Consider the following 22,189-nt stretch of genomic DNA (forward strand, 5'->3'; position numbering starts at 1 on the left):
CCCGACGAGGCGAGACCGGACCGGACCCGGTGGACCCGGCACACCGGTCCGACCCGGCGCACCTCGTCAGACCGGTCAGACCGGTCATACCCAGGTGAGGCTGCGCCCGTGACCGTGGGTCCACGCTCGCGCCTGTCCGTCGACGCCCAGGCAGAAGTGCCGGGCGCTCGGCGGCGGAGCGGCCGCCGACGCGGCCACCCCGGGGAGCACCGTGGGACCCTCGTTGCTCACCCACACCGCGTCGTGCTCGGCGCACAGCCGCGCCACCTGCTCCGGCCAGGCCGACCGCAGGGCATCGTCGAAGTACGCCGCAACCGCCGTGTGGAAGACGACGAGCCGGGCGTCCGGTGCCTCCTCGCGGGCCCGGGCCATGAGCGGACCGAGGTCGTGGGCCGCGTCCCCCTGCACCGTCGTCCGGGGCTCACGGCCGACGACGGCGACCGCCTCGTCGAGACGCACGCGCCGGGCGACGTCCTCGGGCCAGACGAGCACGCGCAGCCAGTCAAGGGTCTGCGGGTCGGTGACGTCGAGCGGAGAGAGGTCGAGACCACCGCGCCACCTCACGAGCGGCGACGCGTCCGGCAGGTGAGCGGCGGCGACGGGGTCGACGACGCACTCGAAGGTCGGGCTGCCCTCGCCGACCTCGGCGACCTCGTGCCCGTCCTCGTCGAGGTAGCGGTAGGCGTACCGGTCCGGGTAGAGGCACAGCCCGCCGCTCACGCCGACCTCGAGCAGGGCGAGCGGCGCGCCGTCGGCGATCTCGGCGAGCACCGGCAGGAGCGTCGCGCACCGGCCCGGCTCGTTGGTCTGGGTCGAGCGCCGGCGCATCGTCGCGCTCACCTGCGGCCACTGCCGTAGCACGAGGTCGCGCATCGGGCGGTACCCGCCGGGCGCGGGCGCGCCGTGCCAGCGGGCCGCGGCGAAGAGCAGGTTGGGCTGGCGCCGCGGCGGCTCGAGCTCGGCGAGACGGCCGAGGAGCTCCTCGTCGGCCGCGACCCCCTCGCCCCACTCGACGTAGGTGGCCGACTCCCCCTCCGCCTGGTCGCGGGCGAAGGAGCGGTAGAAGTCCGCGGTCTGGGTGAGGTCGCTCGTGGGCAGCACACGATCAGGCTAGGTCCCGTGTGTCGTCCGTGGCGTTGTCACCGGCTCTGCCTACGGTTCCACCATGACCACCGAGGCGACACGTGCACCGGCCCTGGCCGTGCAGGAGACGCTCGGCCTGGGCACCGACCTGCGCGACGTCACCTTCGTCGTCGTCGACCTCGAGACCACCGGCGGGTCGCCGCGCGACTGCGGCATCACCGAGATCGGCGCGGTCAAGGTGCGCGGCGGCGAGGTGATCGGCGAGCTGCAGACCTTCGTCAACCCCGGCGAGCCGATCCCGCCCTTCATCCAGAGCCTCACCGGCATCACCGACGCGATGGTGCGCGACGCCCCCCGGTCGGCGGCCGCCGTCACCTCCTTCCTCGAGTTCGCGAAGGGGGCGGTCCTCGTCGCGCACAACGCGCGCTTCGACATCTCCTTCCTCAAGGCGGCGTGCGCCGCCGCCGAGATGCCGTGGCCGCGCCACGACGTCCTCGACACCGTCCACCTCGCCCGTCAGGTGATGCGGCGCGACGAGGTGCGCAACCACAAGCTCTCGACGCTGGCGGTCGCCTTCGGGGCGACGACGACCCCCGACCACCGCGCGCTGCACGACGCGCGGGCGACCGTCGACGTGCTCCACGGGCTCATCGGCCGGCTCGGGTCGCTCGGCGTGACGACCTTCGAGGAGCTCGCGTCGTACACGAGCCGGGTCACCCCCGAGCAGCGCCGCAAGCGCCACCTCGCCCGCGACCTGCCCAACGTGCCCGGCGTCTACGTCTTCAAGGACGGCCAGGGCCGCCCGCTCTACGTCGGGGTCTCCGTCGACATCCGCACCCGGGTGGGCTCGTACTTCACCGCCTCCGAGCAGCGCTCGCGGATGTCGGAGATGGTGCGCATCGCCGAGTCCGTGACCCCGATCCCCTGCGCGACGACCCTCGAGGCGCGGGTGCGCGAGCTGCGTCTCATCGCCTCGGCCAAGCCCCGCTACAACCGGCGCTCCCGTCACCCCGAGCGGGCGTGGTGGGTCCGGCTCACCGACGAGCCCTTCCCCCGCCTGTCCGTCGTCAAGCGGGTGCACGCCGGCGACGAGGAGTGGATGGGCCCCTTCCGCTCGAAGAGCTCGGCCGACGAGGCGGTCCAGGCCCTGCACGAGGTCGTCCCGCTGCGGCAGTGCCTGGTCCGGATCAGCCCCACCCGGCGCAGCTCGCCGTGCGTGCTCGCCGACATGGGCCGCTGCGCCGCGCCGTGCATCGGCGGGGTCGACGTCGAGGGATACGGCCGCACGGTCGCCCAGGCCCGCACCGCGCTGCGCGGCGACGCCCGTCCCGTCCTCGCCGGGCTCCAGGCCCGGATGAGCGAGCTGTCCGGGCAGGAGCGCTACGAGGACGCCGGCACCGTGCGCGACCGGCTCGCGGCTCTCGTGCGCGGCGTCGCCCGCAGCCAGCGCGCCAGCCCGCTGCTCGCGACCGCCGAGCTCGTCGCCGCCCGGCGCTCGCCGGTGGGCGGGTGGGACCTCGTGTGCATCCGGCACGGACGCCTGGCCGGCAGCACGAGCGCCCCGCGCGGCGCCGACCCGATGCCGTACGTCGAGGCCCTGCGCGCGAGCGCCGAGGTCGTGCCCCCGCCGGCCGTCCCGGGCGACTCCGCCCTGCCCGACGAGACCGAGCTGCTGCTGCGCTGGCTCGAGGAGCCGGGCACCCGGGTCGTCGACATCGAGGGCACGTGGACCTGCCCCGTGGGGGGCGCCGCGGCAGCGCAGGACGAGCTGGCCCCTGCCCTAGGCTGGGCGTCGTGATCACCGCCATCGTCCTCATCAACGCCGACGTCGACCGCATCCCCGAGGTCGCGCAGAGCATCGCCGAGATCGACGGCGTGAGCGAGGTCTACTCCGTCGCCGGGGACGCCGACCTCATCGCGATGGTGCGGGTCAGCCAGCACGAGGAGCTCAACGACGTCATCGCCGACCGGCTCAACAAGGTCACGGGCATCATCGGCACGTCGACGCACATCGCATTCCGCACCTACAGCCGTCACGACCTCGACGCGGCCTTCAGCCTCGGCCTCGAGGGCTGAGCCCGCGGGCGCACCGGGCACCCGCTCCGGCGGGGTTCGTCAGCCCGCGAGACGGCGGCTGGCCTCGGCCCACCGACCGAGCGCGGCCTCGCCCCGCCCGTCGTCGAGGACCTCGGCGATCGTCTCGACCGAGCGCGCGATGGCAGCGACCGGGTCCTCGACCGCGGAGCCGCCGGCACTCGCGAGGGCGTGCGCCGCACCGGCGTTGAGCAGCACCGCGTCGCGCGCCGGCACCTGCTCGCCGCGCAGGACGGCCCGGGCCACCTCGGCGTTCGCGGCGCCGTCACCGCCGCGCAGCTCGGCCAGGGAGCGCCGGGTCACCCCGACGTCCTCCGGCTCGACGCGTCCGGGGGTGACCTCGCCGTCGTGCACCCACCACAGCTGCGAGGGCCCGGCGGGGCTCAGCTCGTCGAGGCCGTCCTCGCCGCGGAAGACGACGGCCTCGCGCCCGCGCGCGGCGAAGACCCCGGCGATGAGCGGGGCGAAGCGCGCGTTGGCGACACCGATGGCGGAGTAGCGCGGCTGCGCCGGGTTCGTCATCGGGCCGAGCAGGTTGAAGGCCGTGGGCACGGCGAGCCCGGCGCGAGCCGGTGCGGCGTGCCGCATCGAGGGGTGGAAGGCGTTGGCGAAGCAGAAGGTGATGCCCGCCTCGAGCGCGACGGCGCGGACTGCGTCGTGCGAGAGCGTGAGCGAGACGCCGAGCCGCTCGAGGACGTCGGCGGAGCCGGACGAGGACGACACCGCACGGTTGCCGTGCTTGACGACCGTGAGCCCGGCGCCGGCGAGGGCGATGGCCGACATCGTCGAGATGTTGACGGTGTTGAGCCGGTCGCCACCGGTGCCGACGATGTCGACGGTCTCACCGGGCACGTCGATGCGCACGGCGCGCGCGAGCATCGCGTCGACGAGACCCTCGAGCTCGGCGACGCTCTCCCCCTTCGCCCGCAGGGCCACGAGGAAGCCGGCGACGGCGATCGGGTCGGCCTCGCCGGCCATCACCTGGTCCATCGCCCAGCGGGCGCGCTGGGTCGTGAGGTCCTCGCCCTCGATGAGGGTCGTGAGGATGTCGGGCCAGCTCTCGTCCGGGACGGTGCTCGTAGAGGACGCCGCCGGGACCTGGGTCACGCGGTCAGCCCGCGTCGGGGCCGTCGACCGGCCGGGCCACGTCGTCCGAGCCGCCACGGGCCAGGGCGGCCACGGCGTCGGCGAGGGCGATCGGGTCGAGCGGGTGCGGCACGACGGCGTCGGCGAGCGACCACGTCGCGAGCCAGCCGTCCTGGGGGCGCCCGGTGAGGACGAGGACGGGCGGGCAGCGGTAGACCTCGGACTTCAGCTGGCGGCACAGACCCATGCCACCGGTCTTGGCCGCCTCGCCGTCGAGGATCAGCAGGTCGAAGCCGCCGGCGTCGACCGCCTCGACCACCGCGGGGGCCGTCGCGCACTCGTGCCAGGAGACGACCTCGACGTCGCGTGCCGGTCGGCGACCGACCGCCGCGCGGACGGTGTCGCGCACCGTGATGTCGTCGCTGTGGAGCAGGACGGTGACCTGCCGCGCCGCGGCGGTGGGACCGGTGGTCGCCACGGTGCTGCCGGGCGTCGCAGAGGAAGCGCTCATGGGCCCAGATGGTACCCGCGAGCCGTTCGCCGCACGTCACACGGGGGGTGCGCGCACATGGCCCGCCCCGTCGGACATAATGACGACGTGGCCACTGCTCAATCACTCTCCCCGACCGCGCCCGCGCCGCTGCCGTCGGACCCCATGACGGGACCGGTCAGCCGGCCCAACATGGTCTCCGTCGGGACGATCGTGTGGCTCTCCAGCGAGCTGATGTTCTTCGCGGGTCTCTTCGCGATGTTCTTCACGCTGCGCGCGACCCGACCGGACCTCTGGGCCGAGCGGGTCCCGATCCTCGACGTCCAGTACGCCGCGATCAACACCCTGATCCTCGTGGTCTCCTCGGTGTGGTGCCAGCTCGGCGTGCTCAAGGCCGAGGACGGCATCCCCTCGCGCACCGGCAGCCTGCTGCAGGTCGGCCAGTGGGGCATGCGTGAGTGGTACGTGCTCACCTACATCTTCGGCTCGGTCTTCGTCGCCGGTCAGGTGACGGAGTACGCGAAGCTCGTGAGCGAAGGGGTGACGATGTCCGCCGACGCGTGGAGCTCGGTCTTCTACCTCACGACCGGTCTGCACGGCATCCACGTGACGGGCGGGCTCATCGCCTTCCTGCTCATCATCGGCCGCACCTTCACGACGAGGCACTACAGCCACTCCCAGGCCACGGGAGCGGTCGTCACCTCGTACTACTGGCACTTCGTCGACGTCGTGTGGATCGCGCTCTTCGCCGCGATCTACCTGCTGGGCTGAGCAGCGCCATGACCTCGACCGACTCCCCCACCAGGACAGGACGACGCATGCCCTCGATCAACCGCCGCCACCCCGCTGCCCTGGCGCTGCTGATCCTCTTCGGCCTCTTCTTCGCCGGCACCGCGTACGCCGCGGTCTCCCCCTCGCAGGCCGACGCCAGCGCGACGAGCCGCAGCTCGGTCGACGACGTCGCCGAGGGCAAGAAGCTCTTCACCGCCAACTGCGCCACGTGCCACGGCACGAACGGCCTCGGCATCGACGAGAAGGGCCCGAGCCTGGCCGGCGTCGGCGCCGCCTCCGTTGACTTCCAGGTCGCCACCGGTCGCATGCCCCTGGCCAAGCCCGGTGTGCAGGCCCCCCGCGTGGAGCAGGTGAAGTTCACCCAGGAGGAGATCGACCAGATGGGGGCCTACGTCGCCTCCCTCGGCGCCGGTCCCGCGGTGCCCGAGGAGGAGTACACCGACGCCTCGAAGGGGGATGCCGGCAAGGGCGGCGAGATCTTCCGCGTCAACTGCGCCATGTGCCACAACTCCGCCGGCGCCGGTGGCGCGCTGACCCGTGGCAAGTACGCCCCCGCCGTCGCGGGCGTCGAGGGTCGCCACGTCTACGAGGCCATGCTCACCGGCCCCCAGTCGATGCCCGTCTTCAACGACGCGAACCTCACCCCCGAGGACAAGCGCGACGTCATCGCCTACATCCAGGCCCAGCAGGACGCGGGCAACCCCGGCGGCAACCCGCTCGGGTCGCTCGGTCCCGTCCCCGAGGGTCTCTTCATCTGGACGATCGGCCTCGGCGGCCTCGTCGCCGCCGCCGTCTGGCTCGGGCAGAAGTCCGCCTGAGCCCCCGCCACGACTGATCAGAGAAGGACCAAGACGATGACCGACCACACTCCCGAGTCAGAGCACACCGCGGGGACCGCGGTGCGCCTGGACCAGGGCCACGTGCAGGGCACCGGCGGGGTGCCGGACCGCTTCGAGAACCCCGGCCTGCCGCCGCACGTCCACCGCGCCGCCGACCTCGACGACCGAGCCGCTCGCCGCGCCGAGCGCATCGTCGCCGGGCTCTTCGGCCTGTCGATGGTCGGCACCCTGATCTTCCTCGTCGCCTACTTCCTCGTCGACGTCGAGACCCAGACCTTCGTGCCCGTCGTCGGCCGCACGAGCCTGTCGAACGTCCTGCTCGGCGTGGGCCTGGCGCTCGCGCTGCTCGGCATCGGTCTCGGTGCCGTCCAGTGGGCCAAGACGCTCATGCCCGACGAGGAGAGCGTCGAGGAGCGCCACCCGCTGCGCAGCAGCCAGGAGGCCCGTGACGGCTTCGTCGAGACGATGATGGAGGGCGGCGAGAAGGCCCAGCTGACCCGTCGTCCGATCCTCAAGGGCGCCTTCCTGGGCTCCATGGCCCTCTTCCCGCTGCCGCTCGTCCTCCAGGTCGCCGGCAGCCTGGGGCCCCTGCCCAAGAACGACCTGTCCGTCACGTGGTGGAACGGCCGCCGTGACGAGCAGACCGGTCTCATCGTCAAGCCGGAGAAGAAGCTCCGCCTGATGACGGACCCCGAGAACAAGCCGATCCGTCCCGGCGAGGTGACGATCGGCTCGGTCTTCCACGTCATGCCGGAAGGCCTGCTGGAGGAGCACGGGACGCAGAAGCTCACCGAGAAGGGCAAGGCCGCGGTCTTGCTCATGCGTCTCAAGCCGGAGGACTTCCAGGACACCCCTGGGGGCCGCAAGGCACAGGAGTGGGGTTACCAGGGCATCGTCGCCTACTCCAAGATCTGCACCCATGTCGGGTGCCCCGTCGGGTTGTACGAGCAGACCACGCACCACCTCCTCTGCCCGTGCCACCAGTCCACCTTCGACGTCACCAATGACTGCGAAGTCATCTTCGGACCGGCCAAGCGTCCGCTGCCGCAGCTGAAGATCACCGTCGAGAACGGCTACCTCGTCGCCGACCAGCCCTTCCAGGAACCGGTCGGACCGAGCTTCTGGGAGCGTGAGTCCTGATGAGCACCACAGCACGACCTGCCGACGCCCTGCGTGCAGGCGACAGCCCCCGCAGCACCTCCACCTCACCCGGTCTGAAGAAGGTCGGCGGCGTCGCCGGCTGGATCGACGACCGCACCGGCTCCGCCAAGGGCGTGGGCTACCTCATGAAGAAGGTCTTCCCCGACCACTGGTCCTTCATGCTCGGCGAGATCGCGATGTACTCGATGATCATCTGCCTGCTGACCGGTGTCTTCCTCACCCTGTGGTACGACCCCACGCACGGCGAGGTCATCTACGACGGCTCGTACGTGCCGCTGCAGGGCGTCGAGATGTCGCGGGCCTACGCCTCGACGCTCGACATCTCCTTCGACGTCAAGGGCGGTCTGCTCATCCGGCAGATCCACCACTGGGCGGCCCTGCTCTTCATCGTCTCGCTCTCGGTTCACATGCTGCGCGTCTTCTTCACCGGCGCCTTCCGCAAGCCCCGTGAGATCAACTGGACCATCGGCTGCCTGCTGTCGATGCTCGCCCTCATCGAGGGCTTCGCCGGCTACTCCCTGCCCGACGACCTGCTCTCGGGCACCGGTCTTCGCGCGGCGCAGGGCTTCATGCTCAGCGCGCCGGTCATCGGCAGCTACCTCAGCTACGCGGTCTTCGGCGGCGGCTTCCCGGGCGAGGACATCATCCCGCGCCTGTACTCGGTGCACATCCTGCTGCTCCCGGCGATCCTCGTCGCGCTCTTCACGGCGCACATCGTGCTCGTCGCGCTGCAGAAGCACACCCAGTACCCCGGTCCGGGTCGCACGAACGACAACGTCGTCGGCTTCCCCGTCATGCCGGTCTACGCGGCCAAGGCCGGTGGCTTCTTCTTCATCGTCTTCGGTGCCCTGGCCCTGATGTCCTCCCTCGTGCAGATCAACGCGGTGTGGGTCCACGGGCCCTACGACCCGAACGCGACGACCGCCGGTGCCCAGCCCGACTGGTACATGGGCTTCGCCGACGGCGCGCTGCGTCTGCTGCCCGGCTGGCTGGAGTTCACGACCTTCGGATACACGTGGAGCCTCAACGTCGCCATCGGCGCGCTGCTGCTCATCCCGGTGATGTACGGCGTCATGGGCGCCTACCCCTTCATCGAGTCGTGGGTCACCGGTGACAAGCGCGAGCACCACCTGCTCGACCGCCCGCGCAACCGTCCGGTGCGCACGGGCATCGGCATGGCCGGTCTGACCTTCTACGGCGTGCTCCTCTTCGCCGCGAGCAACGACATCATGGCGATCAAGTTCCACATGTCGATCAACGACATCACCCACATCCTGCGGGTGCTCGTCTTCGTCGGCCCGATCATCGCCTTCTGGGCGACGAAGCGGATCTGCCTGGCGCTGCAGCGTCACGACCGCGAGACCGTGCTCCACGGTCGCGAGACCGGTCGCATCGTGCGTGGCCCTGGTGGCGACTTCCACGAGGTGCACGAGCCGCTCGACCCGTACACCCGCTGGACGCTCGTGCAGCACGACCCGGCCACCCCGCTGGAGCTCGAGTCCGGTGTCGACGCCAACGGCGTCGAGCGCAAGGGTGCGGGCAAGCGCAAGGCCCGTGCGGCGCTGTCCCGCTTCTACTACTCCGGTGCGGTCAACCCCGTCACCCCGGCCGAGCTCGAGGCGGCGCACCACGACGGTCGCAGCCACGAGGCCATCGAGCCGGCGCAGGAGCAGGAGCGGCGCACCGTCGAGGCCGGCGAGCGCTGAGCGGCCATCCCGACGCAGGGGGCCCGGAGGTGACCACCTCCGGGCCCCTTCGTCGTGCCCAGGCGGCCTCGAGCGCGCCGGTGGCGGTCATGGTCGTCGTCCTCGCGGTGCTCGGCATGTTCGGGCCGCTGTCGATCGACACCCCCTTCCCCGCCTTCACCCAGATGGGCCGTGACCTCGGTGTCGGCAGCACCGCGCTGCAGCAGGTCGTCAGCGTCTACCTGCTCTCCTTCGCCGCCATGAGCCTCTTCCACGGCCCGCTGAGCGACGCGGTGGGGCGCAAGCCCGTCATGGTCGGCGGGGCGGTCGTCTACGCCCTCGCCTCCGTCGGTGCCGCCCTCTCCCCCTCGCTGCCCGTCCTGCTGCTGTGCCGCGCCCTCCAGGGCGCCTCGGCGGGTGCGGGCACCATCGTCTCGCGCACGGTCGTGCGCGACCTCTACGAGGGACCCCGGGCCCAGCAGCTGATGAGCGTCATCGCCATGGTCTTCGGCGTCGGCCCGGCGATCGCCCCCCTCATCGGCGGCTGGTTGCTCCACCTCGGCCCGTGGCCGGTGATCTTCTGGTTCCTCGCGCTCTTCGGTGTCCTCATCGCTGCCGCGGTCGTGCTCCTCCTGCCCGAGAGCCACCCCGTCGAGCGGCGCACCCCCCTTCGCGTCGGGAGCGTCCTGGGCAACGTCGCCGCGGCCGCCCGAGACGGACGCTTCCTCGTCCTGTGCGGGGCCAACGCCTTCTCCTTCGCCGCGCAGTTCCTCTACATCGCCGGAGCACCGATCGTCGTGGTCGAGATCCTCGGGCTCGGGGAGCAGGACTTCTGGCAGCTCTTCGTGCCGATGGTCGTCGCGATGGTGAGCGGCTCCTTCGTCGGCGGACGGCTCGCCGAGCGCGTGCCCGGCCCCCGGCTCGTCGCCAGCGCCCAGGTCGTCGCCGTCACCGGTGCGGTCGTGGCCGTCGTCCTCGCCGCCACCCCGGGCACGTCGGCGCAGATGCCCTACGCCCTCGTCGGTCTCGTCATGGTCTCCTTCGCGACCGGTCTGTCGCTGCCCGTCTACCAGATCGCTCTGCTCGACGCCTTCCCGCGCGCGCGGGGCACCGCCGCGTCCGTGAGCACCTTCCTCATGCTGCTGCTCAACTCGGCGCTCGCCGGTCTCGTCGCGCCGCTCGCCGGGGTGTCGATGCTCGCCTTCACCTCCACCAGCCTCGGTCTGCTGCTCCTCGGGGTGGCCCTGTGGTGGCTGCACCGGTGGGCGGACCCCGACCGGCGTGCGCAACCCGCCACCGAGCGGGCGGCGGCGTAGTGGAGGCCGTCGACGACGCGACCTTCGAGACGGTCGTGCACGAGGCGCTCGACGCCGTGCCCGAGCAGCTGATGCGGATGGCCGACAACCTCGCGATCTTCGTCGAGGACGAGCCCACCGAGGAGCACCTCGACCCCACGCTGCCCCCCGCCGAGGCGGCCGACCTGCTCGGCATCTACCTCGGCACCCCGCTCACGGAGCGCGACGCCTGGTGGGCGGCTGGGTCGCTGCCGGACCGGGTCGTCCTCTTCCGGGGGCCGCTCACCCGGATGTGCGAGGACCTCGACGAGCTGCGCGAGGAGGTCGCGATCACCGTCGTGCACGAGATCGCGCACCACTTCGGGATCGACGACGCCCGCCTCCACGCCCTCGGCTGGGGCTAGCCCCGATCAGCGCAGGGCGCTCTGCTCCTGCCACCCGGCGTAGTCGTACTGCCACACCCCGATGCCCTCGGTGGGCTGGAACTCCCGCGAGGAGCCGGTGAAGTCCACCGGGTCGCCCGGGATGGAGCTCTCGTACATCCAGCGAGCGGCGGCGGGCGCGAGGTTGACGCACCCGTGCGAGACGTTGCTCGAGCCCTGCGCGTCGACCGACCACGGCGCGGAGTGCAGGAACTCCCCCGTCCAGGTCACCCGGACGTTCCAGTCGGTGTCGATCTTGTAGTAGCCCGGCTCGCCCTTGTGGATCCCGATCGTCTCGGAATCCATCGTCATCTCCGCCTGCTTGCCGATGACGACCTTCATCCCCGACCGGGTCTCGGTCTGCGGGCCCGGCTTGCCGCTGGAGACGGGGAAGGAGCGCACCGTCTCGCCGCCACGCGTGACGCGCAGGCGGTGCTTCGCGATGTCGACCGTCGTCAGCTGCTCCCGACCGATGGTCATCGTGCCGGAGACGTCGCTGCCGACCCACTTGTCCTCGCCGGTCTGGAAGCCGGTGAGCGGGGCGTCGAGGGTCACCGTCGTGCCGGGCTTCCAGAAGCTCTTCGGGCGCCACATGAGCTGGCGGTCGTCGAGCCACCCCCACGACCCCTGCGTGCGCGGCGAGGTCGTCACCGTGACGGCCTTCTCGATCGCGCGACGGTAGCGGGCGGAGGTCACGGCGGAGTCGAACTGGAGGCTCACCGGCATCGCGACGCCGACGGTCTGCCCGTCGTAGACCATCCCGTAGGTCGCGGTGACCGCGGGCTCGTGGGTGCGGAAGGTCGAGCGCGAGGTGCGCTCGACGCCGTCCGGGCCGGTGCTGCGCGTCGTCACGGAGTACCTCGACCCCGGCGCAAGACGACCCGTGCTCGTCCACTGCGAGCCCGTGACGCGTCCTTCGACCGCGCTCCCGCCAGCGGTGCGCACCGTCACGCCGTCGAGCTGCCCGGTCATCGCCTGGACGGTCACCGGCTGGTCGGGCATGACGTCACGGGCCCCGTCAGCAGGTGAGAGCTTGAGCCGGGCGGGCCGGGCGGGTGCCGACGTCGTGCTGGACGTCTGCCCGTCGGTCGACCCGCTCGTGCCCGAGCCCGTCGCGCCCGCCGTCCCGGTGCCCTCGGCCCCCGACGTGCACCCGGCCAGCAGCAGGCCTGCTGCCGCACCGTACGCGGCCCAGCGGCCGCCCTTCGCTCCCCTGCTCATCGAGGTGCCCCTCTCCCCTGCTCGTGCGGCCCCTGCGGGCCCGGTCCGCCGGACGACGACGCCGCGGCGACCTCGACCGGTGGTCGTGGTCGCCGCGGCGTCAGCCGGCATGCGTGCTCAGTGGGCGTGCTCGCCCTTGTAGTACTCGAAGACCCAGCCGACGAGGGCGAAGACGCCGAAGACCGCGCCCAGGACCGCGACCCAGATGCCGACGGCGACACCGAGGAAGATGATCGACCCGGACAGCGCCAGCCACAGCGGCCACCACGAGTACGGGGCGAAGGAGCCGTAGCTGCCGGCCTGCTGCTCGATCTCGCCGTCGAGGTCGTCCTCGGGGCGAAGGGGGAGCTTCGCGGCCGTCTTGGCCAGGTAGAAGGCGATCATCACGCCGAGACCACCGGCGAGGTAGAGCCCGACGAACCCGACCGGCTCGTCCCACTGCGTCACCAGGCCGTAGATCGTGGCGACGAGGAAGAAGAAGACGGCGAGGATGCCGAAGAGCTTGTACTCGGGCTTCATGCGTTGTCCTCACGGGTCGAGCGGACCGTGGCCGTCGCCGGGTCGCCGGCAGCGCTCGGGGTGAGCGCACGGGGCGCGTACTCCGGGTGGTGCAGGTCGAAGGCCGGGCGCTCGGAGCGGATCCGGGGGATCGAGGTGAAGTTGTGCCGCGGGGGCGGGCACGAGGTGGCCCACTCCAGCGAGGCGCCGTAGCCCCACGGGTCGTCCTGGTTGACGTCCGGTGCGGTCGTCTGCGTCTTCCACACGTTGTAGAAGAAGGGGAAGAACGAGATCGCGAGGATGAAGGCGCCGACCGTGGAGATCTGGTTGGCCAGCTGGATGTTGTCCTCGGGCATGTAGTCGGCGTAACGACGCGGCATGTTCTGCACACCCAGCCAGTGCTGGATGAGGAAGGTCATGTGGAAGCCGATGAAGAGCAGCCAGAAGTGCCACTTGCCGAGGGCCTCGTCGAGCATCTTGCCGGTGAACTTCGGCCACCAGAAGTACATCGCCGCGAAGAAGCTGAAGACGATGGTGCCGAAGAGCACGTAGTGGAAGTGCGCGACGACGAAGTACGTGTCCGACACGTGGAAGTCCAGGGCGGGGCTGGCAAGGATGATGCCCGTCAGACCACCGAAGAGGAAGGTCACGAGGAAGCCGATCGTCCAGATCATCGGCGTGTCGAAGACGAGCTTGCCGCCCCACATCGTGCCGATCCAGTTGAAGAACTTCACGCCTGTCGGGACCGCGATGAGCATCGTCATGATCGCGAAGAACGGCAGGAAGACCTGGCCGGTGACGTACATGTGGTGGGCCCACACCGAGACCGACAGCGCCGCGATGGCGATCGTCGCGAAGACGAGCGTCTTGTAGCCGAAGATCGGCTTGCGCGAGAAGACCGGGATGATCTCGGAGACGATGCCGAAGAACGGCAGGGCGAGCACGTAGACCTCTGGGTGCCCGAAGAACCAGAAGAGGTGCTGCCAGAGCAACGTCCCCCCGCTCTCCGGCTGGAAGATGTGCCCGCCGAAGCGCCGGTCCACGCCCAGGCCGATGAGCGCGGCCGCGAGGACCGGGAAGGCCATGAGGATGAGGATCGAGGTGATGAGCACGGTCCACGTGAAGATCGGCATCCGGAACATCGTCATGCCGGGTGCGCGCATGCACAGGATCGTCGTGATGAAGTTGACGGCACCGAGGATCGTGCCGAAGCCACCGAGCGCGAGGCCCCAGACCCACAGGTCGCCGCCGAGACCGGGGCTGTAGGTCGGGTTCGACAGCGGGGTGTACGCGGTCCAGCCGAAGCTCGCGGCGCCGCCCGGGGTGAGCAGACCGGCGCCGGCGATGACACCGCCGAAGAGGTAGAGCCAGTACGCGAACATGTTCAGCCGCGGGAAGGCGACGTCAGGGGCGCCGATCTGCAGCGGCATGAGCGCGTTGGCGAAGCCGGCGAAGGCCGGGGTCGCGAAGAGCAGGAGCATCACCGTGCCGTGCATGGTGAACATCTGGTTGAACTGCTCGGGGTTGTCGACCACCTGCAGACCGGGGGCCCACAGCTCGGCGCGGATGACGAGGGCCATCACGCCACCGATGAGGAACCACAGGAAGGAGGTGACGAGGTAGAGGTTGCCGATGACCTTGTGGTCGGTCGTCGTCAGGTACTTGTAGGCCTGCGTGCCGGCCCGCTCGCGCCTCATGACGCGGCGGTCCTCGGAGTCGGTCGTCCGGTTGACGATCCCGGTGATGCCGGACATCAGCGTGCCCCTTCCTCGAGCAGTTCGGCCTCGCCCGGCGCGAGCTTCTCGCGGTTGAGGTCGGTGGGCAGCAGCCCGGTCTGGCCCTTCGCCTCGAGGTCGGCCATGTGCTGGTCGAACTCCTCCTGGCTGACGACCTTGACGTTGAAGAGCATCTGGCTGTGGTAGGCGCCGCAGAGCTCGGCGCACTTGCCCTGGAAGGTGCCGGTCTCGGTCGGGGTGACCTGGAGGCGGTTGACCAGGGAGGGGTTGAGGTCCATCTTCTCGAGGAAGGCGGGGACCCAGAAGGAGTGGATGACGTCACGCGAGGTGAGCTGGAACTCGACGCGCTTGTCGACCGGCACGTAGAGCGTCGGCAGCGTCTCCTCGACACCCGGCTTGCCGTCGAGCTCGGCCATGAGGCCGCTCTCGTGGACGTCGGCGTCGACGTAGTTGAAGTCCCAGCTCCACTGCTTCGCGGCGACGTTGATCGTCACGTCGGGCGTCTGCGAGACGTCGTGCAGCTCGGACTGCGCCTCCTCGGTGAAGTAGAAGAGCGCACCGACCATGAGGATCGGGACGACCGTGTAGAGGATCTCGAGCGGGACGTTGTACTGGAGCTGGACGGGCAGGCTGCCGTCGTCGTCCTTGCGACGGCGGTACGCCACCATGCACCAGATCGTCAGGCCCCACACGAGGACGCCGACGGCCAGCGCGGCGATCCAGGAGCCGATCCAGAGGTTCTCGACGAGCTTGGACTGCTCCGTCGCCCCCTGGGGCAGGTAGCCGTTGGCAGGGTCGGTGTGGATACCGACGGCGCTGCAGGCCGAGAGCGCGAGAGCGGCGACGGCAAGACCGACGACGCCGATCCGGCGACGAGCTCGACCGATGTGGCGGTCAGGACGAGGCAAGGGACACCAACCTGGGACGGGACGGACAGTGGAACACCAGCAAAGGTACCCCAGCCGGCTGGGAGGTCCGGGACCGGGGGCGCCGCCCGCAGGGGTGTGGCGAGCCCCTGTCGGCCCCCTGTCGCCGAGCGGTCGTCGGCCGCGCCGTCACGAGCCCCACGGCGCCGGCAGGACGGCCCGGGCGAGGTCGGGCTGGGGCTCGCGCAGGGCGGCGGCCAGGCGCCTCGCGTAGGCGGTCCGTGACAGGGTCGTCACGCCGAGAGACTCGAGGTGCTCGGTGGGCCACTGGGTGTCGACGAGAGCAGCAGGACGCGAAGGGGTGAGCACCAGCCCGTCGAGGGCGACGAGGGCGACCTTCGAGGCGTCGTTCACCCGGTGGAACATCGACTCTCCCGCGAAGAGGCCGCCGATCGCCAGGCCGTAGAGACCCCCGACGAGATCCCCTTCGCCGGGTTCCCCCTCCCACACCTCGACGGAGTGCGCCCAGCCGAGGAGGTGGAGGGCCCCGTAGGACAGGCGGACGTCGTCGGTGATCCACGCACCGGGTCGGTCGGGATCGGCGCACGCGGCGACGACGGCGTCGAAGGCGAGGTCGACGCTCACGCGCAGCCGCCGGCAGGAGCGGCGCAGCGAGCGGGTCATCCGCAGCGCGCCGGGCAGCAGCACCCCCCGCTCCTCGGGGCGCCACCAGCCGACGGGCGGGCCACCGAGGTCGCCCACCCCCATGGGGAAGAGACCGTGCCGGTAGGCCTCGAGCACGGTGCCGGGGCGCAGGTCGGCGCCGATCGCCACGAGGTCCTCCCCCGGCGTGTCGCGGACCGAGGCGAGGGGGGGCCCCGCGGGGGGGGGGGGGGCCCGGGGGGGGGGGCCCCCGGGGGGGCGCCCGGGCCAGCCGGGGGGCCCCGGGGGGCCCCCCGCCGCGCCCGCGCCGCCCCCCCCCGCGGGGGGCGGGGGCGCCCCCCCCCCCCCCCCCCCGCCCCCCCGGGCCCCCCCCCCCCCCCCCCGGCGGGTACGGGACCTGCGGGGACCGCGGCGCAGAGCCGCTCGCCCCGGGCGTCACGACGCTCAGGCCGCGGCCGCCAGGGCGTCGACGAGCAGGTCGGCGCTCGCGTCGCCGTACGCCTCGCGGAAGCGGGCGACGAAGTCCTCGCGCCCCAGCTCGTACTCCTGGGTGCCGACGGTCTCGATGACGTAGGTCGCGAGCATCGAGCCCACCTCGGCCGACTCGCGCAGCGGCAGGCCGATGGCGATGCCGGTGATGAAGCCGGCACGGAAGGCGTCGCCGACCCCGGTCGGGTCGGCCTTGCGCACCTCACGGGCAGCGGGGACGACGACCGGCTCGGGCAGCTCGGCGCCGGTGATCCGCACGCCGTCCTTGCCCAGGGTCGTCACCCGGAAGCGCACGCGCGCGGTGATCTCGTCCTGGCTCCAGCCGGTCTTCTGCTCGGTGAGGTGCGACTCGTACTCGTTGGTGATGAGGTACTCGGCCCCCTCGACGAGGTCGCGGATGAAGGCGCCGTCGCTGAAGGCGAGCTGCTGGCTCGGGTCGGCGACGAAGGGGATGCCGCGCTTGCGGCACTCGTCGGTGTGCCGGCGCATGGCCTCGGGGTCGTCGGGGCCGACGAGCACGAGGTCGAGGCCCCCGAGGCGGTCGGCCACGGGCCCGAGCTCGATCTCGCGGGCCTCGGACATCGCGCCCGCGTAGAAGGTCGCGATCTGGGCCATGTCGTCGTCGGTCGTGCACACGAAGCGAGCCGTGTGCTGCGTCTGGGAGACGCGCACGGAGGCGCAGTCGACGCCGTGGCGCTCCAGCCACGAGCGGTAGTCGGCGAAGTCCTCGCCTACGGCCCCGACGAGCACCGGGTGCTGGCCCAGGCGCGCCATGCCGAAGCAGATGTTCGCGGCGACGCCCCCTCGTCGGATGTCGAGCTTGTGAGCGAGGAAGCTCAGCGAGATCTTGTCGAGCTGGTCGACGACGAGGGAGTCGGCGAAACGGCCCGAGAAGGTCATGAGGTGGTCGGTGGCGATGGATCCGGCGATGGCGATGCGCACCGCCGCACTGTATCCGGCGGGTCGCCGCACCCACGGCCCACCACCCGGGGTCGTCGGACCGCCACCGTCGCCGCTCTGTGCTGTGCACCGTCTGGTACTTGACATCGCTAGGTAGCGGGTGGACAGTTGCGCCATGCCCACCCACGACCCGCAGATGCTCAAGGGAGTCCTCGGGCTGCTGCTGCTCAGCGTGCTGTCGACCGGCGACAGCTACGGCTACGGCCTCGTCACCCAGCTGCGCGAGGCCGGCTTCGACGACCTCGCCGAGGGCACGGTCTACCCGGCCCTCACCCGGCTCGAGGGCGCCGGTCTCCTCGCGTCGCACCTCGTGCGCAGCGAGTCCGGCCCGGCCCGCAAGTACTACGGCCTCACCGAGGCCGGCCGGGCCGAGCTCGTCGCGCGGCGCTCCGCCTGGGAGCACCTCGTCTCGTCCGTCCAGACCGCGACCACCGTGTCGCCCACCTCAGGGGAGAGAGCATGACGATCATCGACCGGGCCCGGATCGAGTCCGCGATCCTGCGCTACGACTTCTGGCTCGAGATGCGCGGCGTGCGCGGGTCGCGACGCCGCGACCTGCGACGCGAGCTGCGCGCCAACCTCGCCGAGGCGAGCACCGACGTCGGCACGACCCGCGCGCTCTTCGGCATCGGCTCCCCCAAGGAGCTCGCCTTCGGCGCCACGGAGACCGACCCGACCCGCCCGCGGTGGTCTCAGGCCGCGATGGCCGCGGCCGCCGTCTTCACCGTCGTCCTCTTCGGCTGCGTGCTCACGGCGATCGCCTTCACCTCGGGCGTCGAGGCGAGCGGGGCGACGGGGCGCGAGGTGAGCGGCACGGTCTTCCCGTGGTTCGGGGTCGACTACACCGCCCAGGTCGACCCCGGCCGCAGCTACTCCGCCGGCGCAGGGGGCATCGGCGGGTACCTCCTCGGGCTGCCGCTGCTCACCTTCGTGCTTGTCGCCCAGCCGTGGCGGCTGCTGCGCCGGGGCCACCGCGCGCCCGCGGCCTCCAGCCCGCGGGCCTGAGAGCTCGAGCCGAGGCCCCGGACCCGCAGACGACGACGGGCCCCTCACCGCGAGGTGAGGGGCCCGTCGTGCGTGGTGAGCTCGTGCTCGCTCACCGGCAGCGCTCGATCAGCTGAAGGAGTCGCCGCAGGCGCAGGAGCTGCCGGCGTTGGGGTTGTCGATCGTGAAGCCCTGCTTCTCGATCGTGTCGGCGAAGTCGATCGTCGCACCGGTGAGGTACGGGGCCGACATCCGGTCGACGACGACGCCGACGCCGTCGAAGTCGCGGACGAGGTCGCCGTCGAGGGTGCGCTCGTCGAAGTACAGCTGGTAGATCAGGCCGGAGCAGCCACCGGGCTGCACACCCACGCGCAGGCGGAGGTCGTCGCGACCCTCCTGCTCGAGGAGGGACTTGACCTTGCCAGCCGCGAGGTCGGTGAGCAGCACGCCGTGGGTCTCCTCGGCGGTGGCCTGCTCGGTGGTCGTCGTGACCGTCTCGTCCTGGACGCTCATGGTGATCCTCACGTGTCTCGGGGGGCGGGCGTAGATCCCGTCAGCGGGGTGAACACCGGCGGTGCCGGAGATCTTCCCGCACCCCCAATGTACGTCAGGGCGAGCCGAGGGCGGCAGCCCCGGGGTCGCAGCGCGCGGTCAGCGACCCGGTGACCACGTGGCCGCGACACGGCTGACCCGGGCGGTGAGCCGTGGCACCGGGTCGGCGAGCGAGGCGTCGAGGTCGGCGAGCGACTCGGCGACGGCGTAGACCCCGCTCGCCCCCATCGCCATCGCCTCGCGCCGACCGAGGAGCACCCGGCCGGCGACGACGACGACGGGCGTGCCGTGGCGGCCCGCCGCGGTGCACACGCCGCTGACGACCGTGCCCTGGCGCGACTGCCAGTCCAGGCAGCCCTCGCCGGTGAGGACGAGGTCGGCCGCGCCGACGAGCATGTCGACCCCGACCGCCTCCAGCGTCGTGTCGACGCCGCTCACGCGCCGGGCGCCGAGGACGAGCAGCGCGTAGCCGATCCCACCGGCGGCGCCGGCCCCTGGCTCGCGGTCGAGCCGGCGAGGTCGGCCGGTCAGCAGGTCGGTCGGCGCCGGGTGCGCCGCGGTCACGGCGGCGACGAGGTGCCCGAGGGCGCCCTCGAGGTCCTGGGCGAGCTGCGGGCTGGCGCCCTTGTCCTCGGCGTGGCTCGCGCTCGCCCCGTCGAGACCGAGCAGCGGCACGTCGACGTCGGTCGCCGCGACGAGCTCGACGTCGCGCAGGGCCTCGCGGGCCCGGGGCACGACGTCGACGAGGTCGTCGGGCGCCACCGCGCCGAGGGCCAGCCCCCCACGGGTGAGCGTGCCCTCCTCGAGCCCGGCGAGGACGGCGAGCATCCCGGCGCCGGCGTCGTTGGTGGCCGACCCGCCGAGCCCGACGACGACCCGGTCGGCGCCCGTCTCGACCGCGGCGAGGACGAGCTCGCCCAGACCGGCGGAGGTCGTCACCGCGGGGTCGCGCTCGTTGGCCTCGAGGAGGTGCAGCCCAACGGCCTGGGCGCTCTCGACCCAGGCCGTGCGCCGCTCGCCGTCGGTCGTCACGAGGACCGTCGCGGGCACCGGCCGGCCGAGCGGGTCGCCGACGGTGACGAGCACGCTCTCGCCGCCGATGGCACCGGCGAGGACGTCGAGGAATCCTGGACCGCCGTCGGACAGGGGCAGCAGGGTCAGCAGGTCGTCAGGGGCGGCGCGGCGCCACCCCTGTGCCATCGCCTCCGCCGCCTGGGTCGCGGTGAGCGTGCCGGTGAAGGCGTCGGGGGCGATGAGGACGTGCACGGGAGGTGACTGTACCGAGCGGGCTCAGCCTGCGTCCGGCCCCAGGGCGCCGCCGCGCTCGGCAGGTCGTCCGGTGTCGCGGACGAGGTAGAGCCACGGGAAGGCCCGGCAGCCGACCTGCCACCCGTCCCTGGCGTAGTGCTCGGCGGGACGGCTCCACACGACGCGGCGGTGCTCCCACTGCGTGTCCGTGCGCTCGACGAGGTGGTAGAACATGCCCGCGCCGACGGTGCGCCAGCCCTGCCGACCGGCGATCTCGAGCTCGGCGAGCTCGTCGAGCGCGGTCACCGGACCGAGCCGGCGTCGCTGCCCGGTCGTCCCCGCGCCGGGCTCTGCGGCGCCGCCACCGGGGTCGGTCTCGGATCCGAAGCGCTGCTGCACCGCCTGACGGCTCAGGCCGAGCACTCCCCCGATGGCCGCCCAGCTGTGCCCGTGGGCCCGGGCGGCGGCGACCGCCTGGCGCAGCAGGTCTCGGGTCACCTCGTCGGCCTGGGCGGCCCGACCGACGATGGCGAGGTGATCGTCAGCCCGCTCGGGGTCGACCCCTTCGCCGAGGACGGCCCGCCCGACCCGGTCGGCGAGCCCCGGGTCGACGACCTGCACCCGGTCGCTCACCGCTCGTCCGCCCCGTCACGGCTGGGCAGCCACATGCCGTCCTCGTCCGGGTCTGCGTCCGAGGACCACAGCCGACGGCCGAGGAGGTAGGCGCCGCCGACCATGAGCGCGACGGTCGCGCCCTGGAAGGCGCCATGGACGAACCCCGAGTCGACGACGAGGCTGCCGACGAAGGTGAGCGCCCCGAGGGCCACGAAGGTCAGGCCCGACCGCGTGAGGAGGGAGACGTGCCGAGGAGTCATGCGTCAACCTTAAGTTGACGCACGGCGGAGCGTCAACGTCTCGTTGACAAAGAAGTCGTCAGGTGGTGCGCACGAGCCCGGTCGCCGGGTCGACGTGCGGGTTGTGCTCGACCGGCACCCGCTCGCCCTCGGGCACCGGACCGGGGGCGGTCGCCCCCGGAGCGAAGGGGGACCCCCCGAGCGCCTCGCGTCCGTGCGGCTCGGCCCAGCCCGACAGGTCCGGCCCGAGGGGCACGACGCCGGTGGGGTTGATGTCGCGGTGGACGCCGTAGTAGTGCGCCTTGATGTGCACGAAGTCCGTCGTGTCGCCGAAGCCGGGCGTGGTGAAGAGGTCGCGCGCGTACGCCCACAGGACGGGCATCTCGGTGAGCTTCGAGCGGTTGCACTTGAAGTGACCGTGGTACGCGGCGTCGAAGCGGGCGAGGGTCGTGAAGAGCCGCACGTCGGCCTCGGTGATGTGCTCGCCGACGAGGTAGCGCCGGGTGGACAGACGCTCCTCGAGCCAGTCCATGGCCGTCCACAGCCGCTCGTAGGCGGCGTCGTAGGACTCCTGCGTGCCGGCGAAGCCGCAGCGGTACACCCCGTTGTTGACCTCGGTGTAGACCCGCTTGTTGACCTCGTCCATCTCGGCCCGCAGCTCCTCGGGCCACAGGTCGGGCGCTCCCTCGCGGTGGTGCTCACGCCACTGCCCAGACATGTCGTAGGTGATCCACGGGAAGTCGTTGGTCACGACCTGGCCGGAGGGGATGTCGACGACGGCCGGGACCGTGATGCCGCGCGGGTAGCCGGGCACCCGCGCCTCGTACGCGTCCTTGATCCGCGGGATCTGCAGCACCGGGTCGAGGTGCCCCTCGTCGAGGTCGAAGGTCCAGCTGTCGGCGTCGTGGGTCGGACCGGCCACCCCCATGGAGATGGCGTCCTCGAGCCCCAGCAGGCGGCGCACGATGATCGCGCGGTTGGCCCACGGGCAGGCGCGGGCCACGACGAGGTGGTAGCGACCGGCCTCGACCGGCCACTCCTGCTCCCCCACCGGCATGTCGCTCCCGGGCCCCTTCGCGGGGTCGGGCTCGGCGAGGATGCGGTCGCCGATGTAGTTGGTGTCCCGGGTGAAGTCCTGCTCGACGTAGCTGCCCTGTGCCATGCCGCTCAC

At 72.0% G+C, this 22,189-nt stretch carries 24 protein-coding genes; 10 read left to right on the top strand and 14 right to left on the bottom strand.

Annotated elements, in window-relative coordinates:
- Window positions 1-84: 84 nt before the first annotated feature.
- Window positions 85-1,101, bottom strand: coding sequence for a DUF2332 domain-containing protein (locus LIV55_RS02255; protein ID WP_229299051.1), 1,017 nt, complete (start codon window positions 1,099-1,101; stop codon window positions 85-87).
- A 64-nt stretch (window positions 1,102-1,165) separates the two neighbouring features.
- On the opposite strand from LIV55_RS02255, the gene LIV55_RS02260 reads away from it, so the two are divergent.
- Both LIV55_RS02260 and LIV55_RS02265 read left to right on the top strand, forming a co-directional pair.
- The gene (locus tag LIV55_RS02260) at window positions 1,166-2,881 is read left to right on the top strand and encodes a DEDD exonuclease domain-containing protein (protein WP_123091939.1); all 1,716 of its coding nucleotides are present in this window, start codon (window positions 1,166-1,168) and stop codon (window positions 2,879-2,881) included.
- Window positions 2,878-3,159, top strand: coding sequence for an Lrp/AsnC family transcriptional regulator (locus LIV55_RS02265; protein WP_068275261.1), 282 nt, complete (start codon window positions 2,878-2,880; stop codon window positions 3,157-3,159). The genes LIV55_RS02260 and LIV55_RS02265 overlap by 4 nt, the downstream gene beginning before the upstream one ends.
- A 39-nt stretch (window positions 3,160-3,198) precedes the next feature.
- Here LIV55_RS02265 and trpD read toward each other — a convergent pair whose 3' ends face one another.
- Together trpD and LIV55_RS02275 are read right to left on the bottom strand one after the other, a co-directional pair.
- On the bottom strand, window positions 3,199-4,284 hold the full coding sequence (gene trpD / locus LIV55_RS02270) for an anthranilate phosphoribosyltransferase (protein ID WP_229299052.1): 1,086 nt from the start codon (window positions 4,282-4,284) through the stop codon (window positions 3,199-3,201).
- A gap of 4 nt (window positions 4,285-4,288) precedes the next feature.
- Complete coding sequence (locus LIV55_RS02275; RefSeq protein ID WP_068275258.1) at window positions 4,289-4,774, bottom strand: response regulator; 486 nt, start codon at window positions 4,772-4,774, stop codon at window positions 4,289-4,291.
- Between the two features lie 144 nt (window positions 4,775-4,918).
- Here LIV55_RS02275 and ctaE point away from each other — a divergent pair, with 144 nt between their 5' ends.
- Genes ctaE through LIV55_RS02305 form a run of 6 tightly spaced genes read left to right on the top strand, consistent with a single transcriptional unit; the run spans window position 4,919 to window position 10,929 of the window.
- Window positions 4,919-5,524, top strand: a complete 606-nt coding sequence (gene ctaE, locus LIV55_RS02280; protein WP_068275255.1) for an aa3-type cytochrome oxidase subunit III — start codon at window positions 4,919-4,921, stop codon at window positions 5,522-5,524.
- Window positions 5,525-5,571: 47 nt separating this feature from the next.
- Entirely contained in the window at window positions 5,572-6,363 is a 792-nt protein-coding gene (gene qcrC / locus LIV55_RS02285) for a cytochrome bc1 complex diheme cytochrome c subunit (protein ID WP_068275252.1), read from the top strand.
- Window positions 6,364-6,399: 36 nt separating this feature from the next.
- On the top strand, window positions 6,400-7,524 hold the full coding sequence (gene qcrA / locus LIV55_RS02290; RefSeq protein WP_123091941.1) for a cytochrome bc1 complex Rieske iron-sulfur subunit: 1,125 nt from the start codon (window positions 6,400-6,402) through the stop codon (window positions 7,522-7,524).
- Window positions 7,524-9,251 (top strand): cytochrome bc1 complex cytochrome b subunit, encoded by a 1,728-nt coding sequence (gene qcrB / locus LIV55_RS02295; protein ID WP_123091942.1) that lies wholly within the window; start codon window positions 7,524-7,526, stop codon window positions 9,249-9,251. The genes qcrA and qcrB overlap by 1 nt, the downstream gene beginning before the upstream one ends.
- Window positions 9,252-9,280: 29 nt before the next feature.
- Window positions 9,281-10,546 carry a multidrug effflux MFS transporter gene (locus LIV55_RS02300; protein WP_229299053.1) on the top strand — a complete coding sequence of 422 codons (1,266 nt, stop codon included), beginning with the start codon at window positions 9,281-9,283 and terminating at the stop codon, window positions 10,544-10,546.
- Window positions 10,546-10,929, top strand: coding sequence for a metallopeptidase family protein (locus tag LIV55_RS02305; protein ID WP_068275244.1), 384 nt, complete (start codon window positions 10,546-10,548; stop codon window positions 10,927-10,929). The genes LIV55_RS02300 and LIV55_RS02305 overlap by 1 nt, the downstream gene beginning before the upstream one ends.
- 6 nt (window positions 10,930-10,935) lie before the next feature.
- Here the strand turns inward: LIV55_RS02305 and LIV55_RS02310 are convergent, their stop codons facing one another.
- From LIV55_RS02310 to LIV55_RS02335, 6 genes are all read right to left on the bottom strand, one after another.
- Window positions 10,936-12,168 carry a L,D-transpeptidase gene (locus tag LIV55_RS02310; RefSeq protein WP_229299054.1) on the bottom strand — a complete coding sequence of 411 codons (1,233 nt, stop codon included), beginning with the start codon at window positions 12,166-12,168 and terminating at the stop codon, window positions 10,936-10,938.
- A 117-nt stretch (window positions 12,169-12,285) separates the two neighbouring features.
- A complete protein-coding gene (locus tag LIV55_RS02315) occupies window positions 12,286-12,687 on the bottom strand; it encodes a cytochrome c oxidase subunit 4 (protein WP_123091944.1) in 402 nt (133 codons plus the stop codon).
- Window positions 12,684-14,363, bottom strand: a complete 1,680-nt coding sequence (gene ctaD / locus LIV55_RS02320; RefSeq protein ID WP_229299559.1) for an aa3-type cytochrome oxidase subunit I — start codon at window positions 14,361-14,363, stop codon at window positions 12,684-12,686. Before ctaD ends, LIV55_RS02315 begins: the two co-directional genes overlap by 4 nt.
- Window positions 14,364-14,419: 56 nt before the next feature.
- Entirely contained in the window at window positions 14,420-15,310 is an 891-nt protein-coding gene (gene ctaC / locus LIV55_RS02325) for an aa3-type cytochrome oxidase subunit II (RefSeq protein WP_068275237.1), read from the bottom strand.
- Window positions 15,311-15,457: 147 nt separating this feature from the next.
- Window positions 15,458-16,102, bottom strand: coding sequence for a leucyl/phenylalanyl-tRNA--protein transferase (gene aat, locus LIV55_RS02330; RefSeq protein ID WP_229299055.1), 645 nt, complete (start codon window positions 16,100-16,102; stop codon window positions 15,458-15,460).
- A 273-nt stretch (window positions 16,103-16,375) separates the two neighbouring features.
- Window positions 16,376-17,362: a carbohydrate kinase family protein gene (locus tag LIV55_RS02335; protein ID WP_123091946.1), complete on the bottom strand. Its 987-nt coding sequence runs from the start codon at window positions 17,360-17,362 to the stop codon at window positions 16,376-16,378.
- A gap of 133 nt (window positions 17,363-17,495) precedes the next feature.
- Here LIV55_RS02335 and LIV55_RS02340 point away from each other — a divergent pair, with 133 nt between their 5' ends.
- Together LIV55_RS02340 and LIV55_RS02345 are read left to right on the top strand one after the other, a co-directional pair.
- Window positions 17,496-17,843: a PadR family transcriptional regulator gene (locus LIV55_RS02340; protein WP_123091947.1), complete on the top strand. Its 348-nt coding sequence runs from the start codon at window positions 17,496-17,498 to the stop codon at window positions 17,841-17,843.
- The gene (locus LIV55_RS02345) at window positions 17,840-18,385 is read left to right on the top strand and encodes a hypothetical protein (RefSeq protein ID WP_123091948.1); all 546 of its coding nucleotides are present in this window, start codon (window positions 17,840-17,842) and stop codon (window positions 18,383-18,385) included. The genes LIV55_RS02340 and LIV55_RS02345 overlap by 4 nt, the downstream gene beginning before the upstream one ends.
- Before the next feature lie 108 nt (window positions 18,386-18,493).
- Here the strand turns inward: LIV55_RS02345 and LIV55_RS02350 are convergent, their stop codons facing one another.
- The 5 genes from LIV55_RS02350 to LIV55_RS02370 all read right to left on the bottom strand — a co-directional run bounded on the left by LIV55_RS02350 (window position 18,494) and on the right by LIV55_RS02370 (window position 22,180).
- Window positions 18,494-18,877: a HesB/IscA family protein gene (locus tag LIV55_RS02350; RefSeq protein ID WP_068275223.1), complete on the bottom strand. Its 384-nt coding sequence runs from the start codon at window positions 18,875-18,877 to the stop codon at window positions 18,494-18,496.
- Window positions 18,878-19,015: 138 nt separating this feature from the next.
- The gene (locus tag LIV55_RS02355) at window positions 19,016-20,182 is read right to left on the bottom strand and encodes a glycerate kinase family protein (protein WP_229299056.1); all 1,167 of its coding nucleotides are present in this window, start codon (window positions 20,180-20,182) and stop codon (window positions 19,016-19,018) included.
- A gap of 24 nt (window positions 20,183-20,206) precedes the next feature.
- Window positions 20,207-20,797: a hypothetical protein gene (locus LIV55_RS02360; protein WP_225985031.1), complete on the bottom strand. Its 591-nt coding sequence runs from the start codon at window positions 20,795-20,797 to the stop codon at window positions 20,207-20,209.
- Window positions 20,794-21,039 (bottom strand): hypothetical protein, encoded by a 246-nt coding sequence (locus LIV55_RS02365; protein ID WP_229299057.1) that lies wholly within the window; start codon window positions 21,037-21,039, stop codon window positions 20,794-20,796. The genes LIV55_RS02360 and LIV55_RS02365 overlap by 4 nt, the downstream gene beginning before the upstream one ends.
- 58 nt (window positions 21,040-21,097) lie before the next feature.
- A complete protein-coding gene (locus LIV55_RS02370) occupies window positions 21,098-22,180 on the bottom strand; it encodes a glutathione S-transferase family protein (RefSeq protein WP_229299058.1) in 1,083 nt (360 codons plus the stop codon).
- Between the last annotated feature and the right edge of the window lie 9 nt (window positions 22,181-22,189).

Origin of the sequence: Janibacter melonis, from assembly GCF_020567375.1 — a bacterium.
In the GTDB taxonomy this organism is placed as follows: domain Bacteria; phylum Actinomycetota; class Actinomycetes; order Actinomycetales; family Dermatophilaceae; genus Marihabitans; species Marihabitans melonis.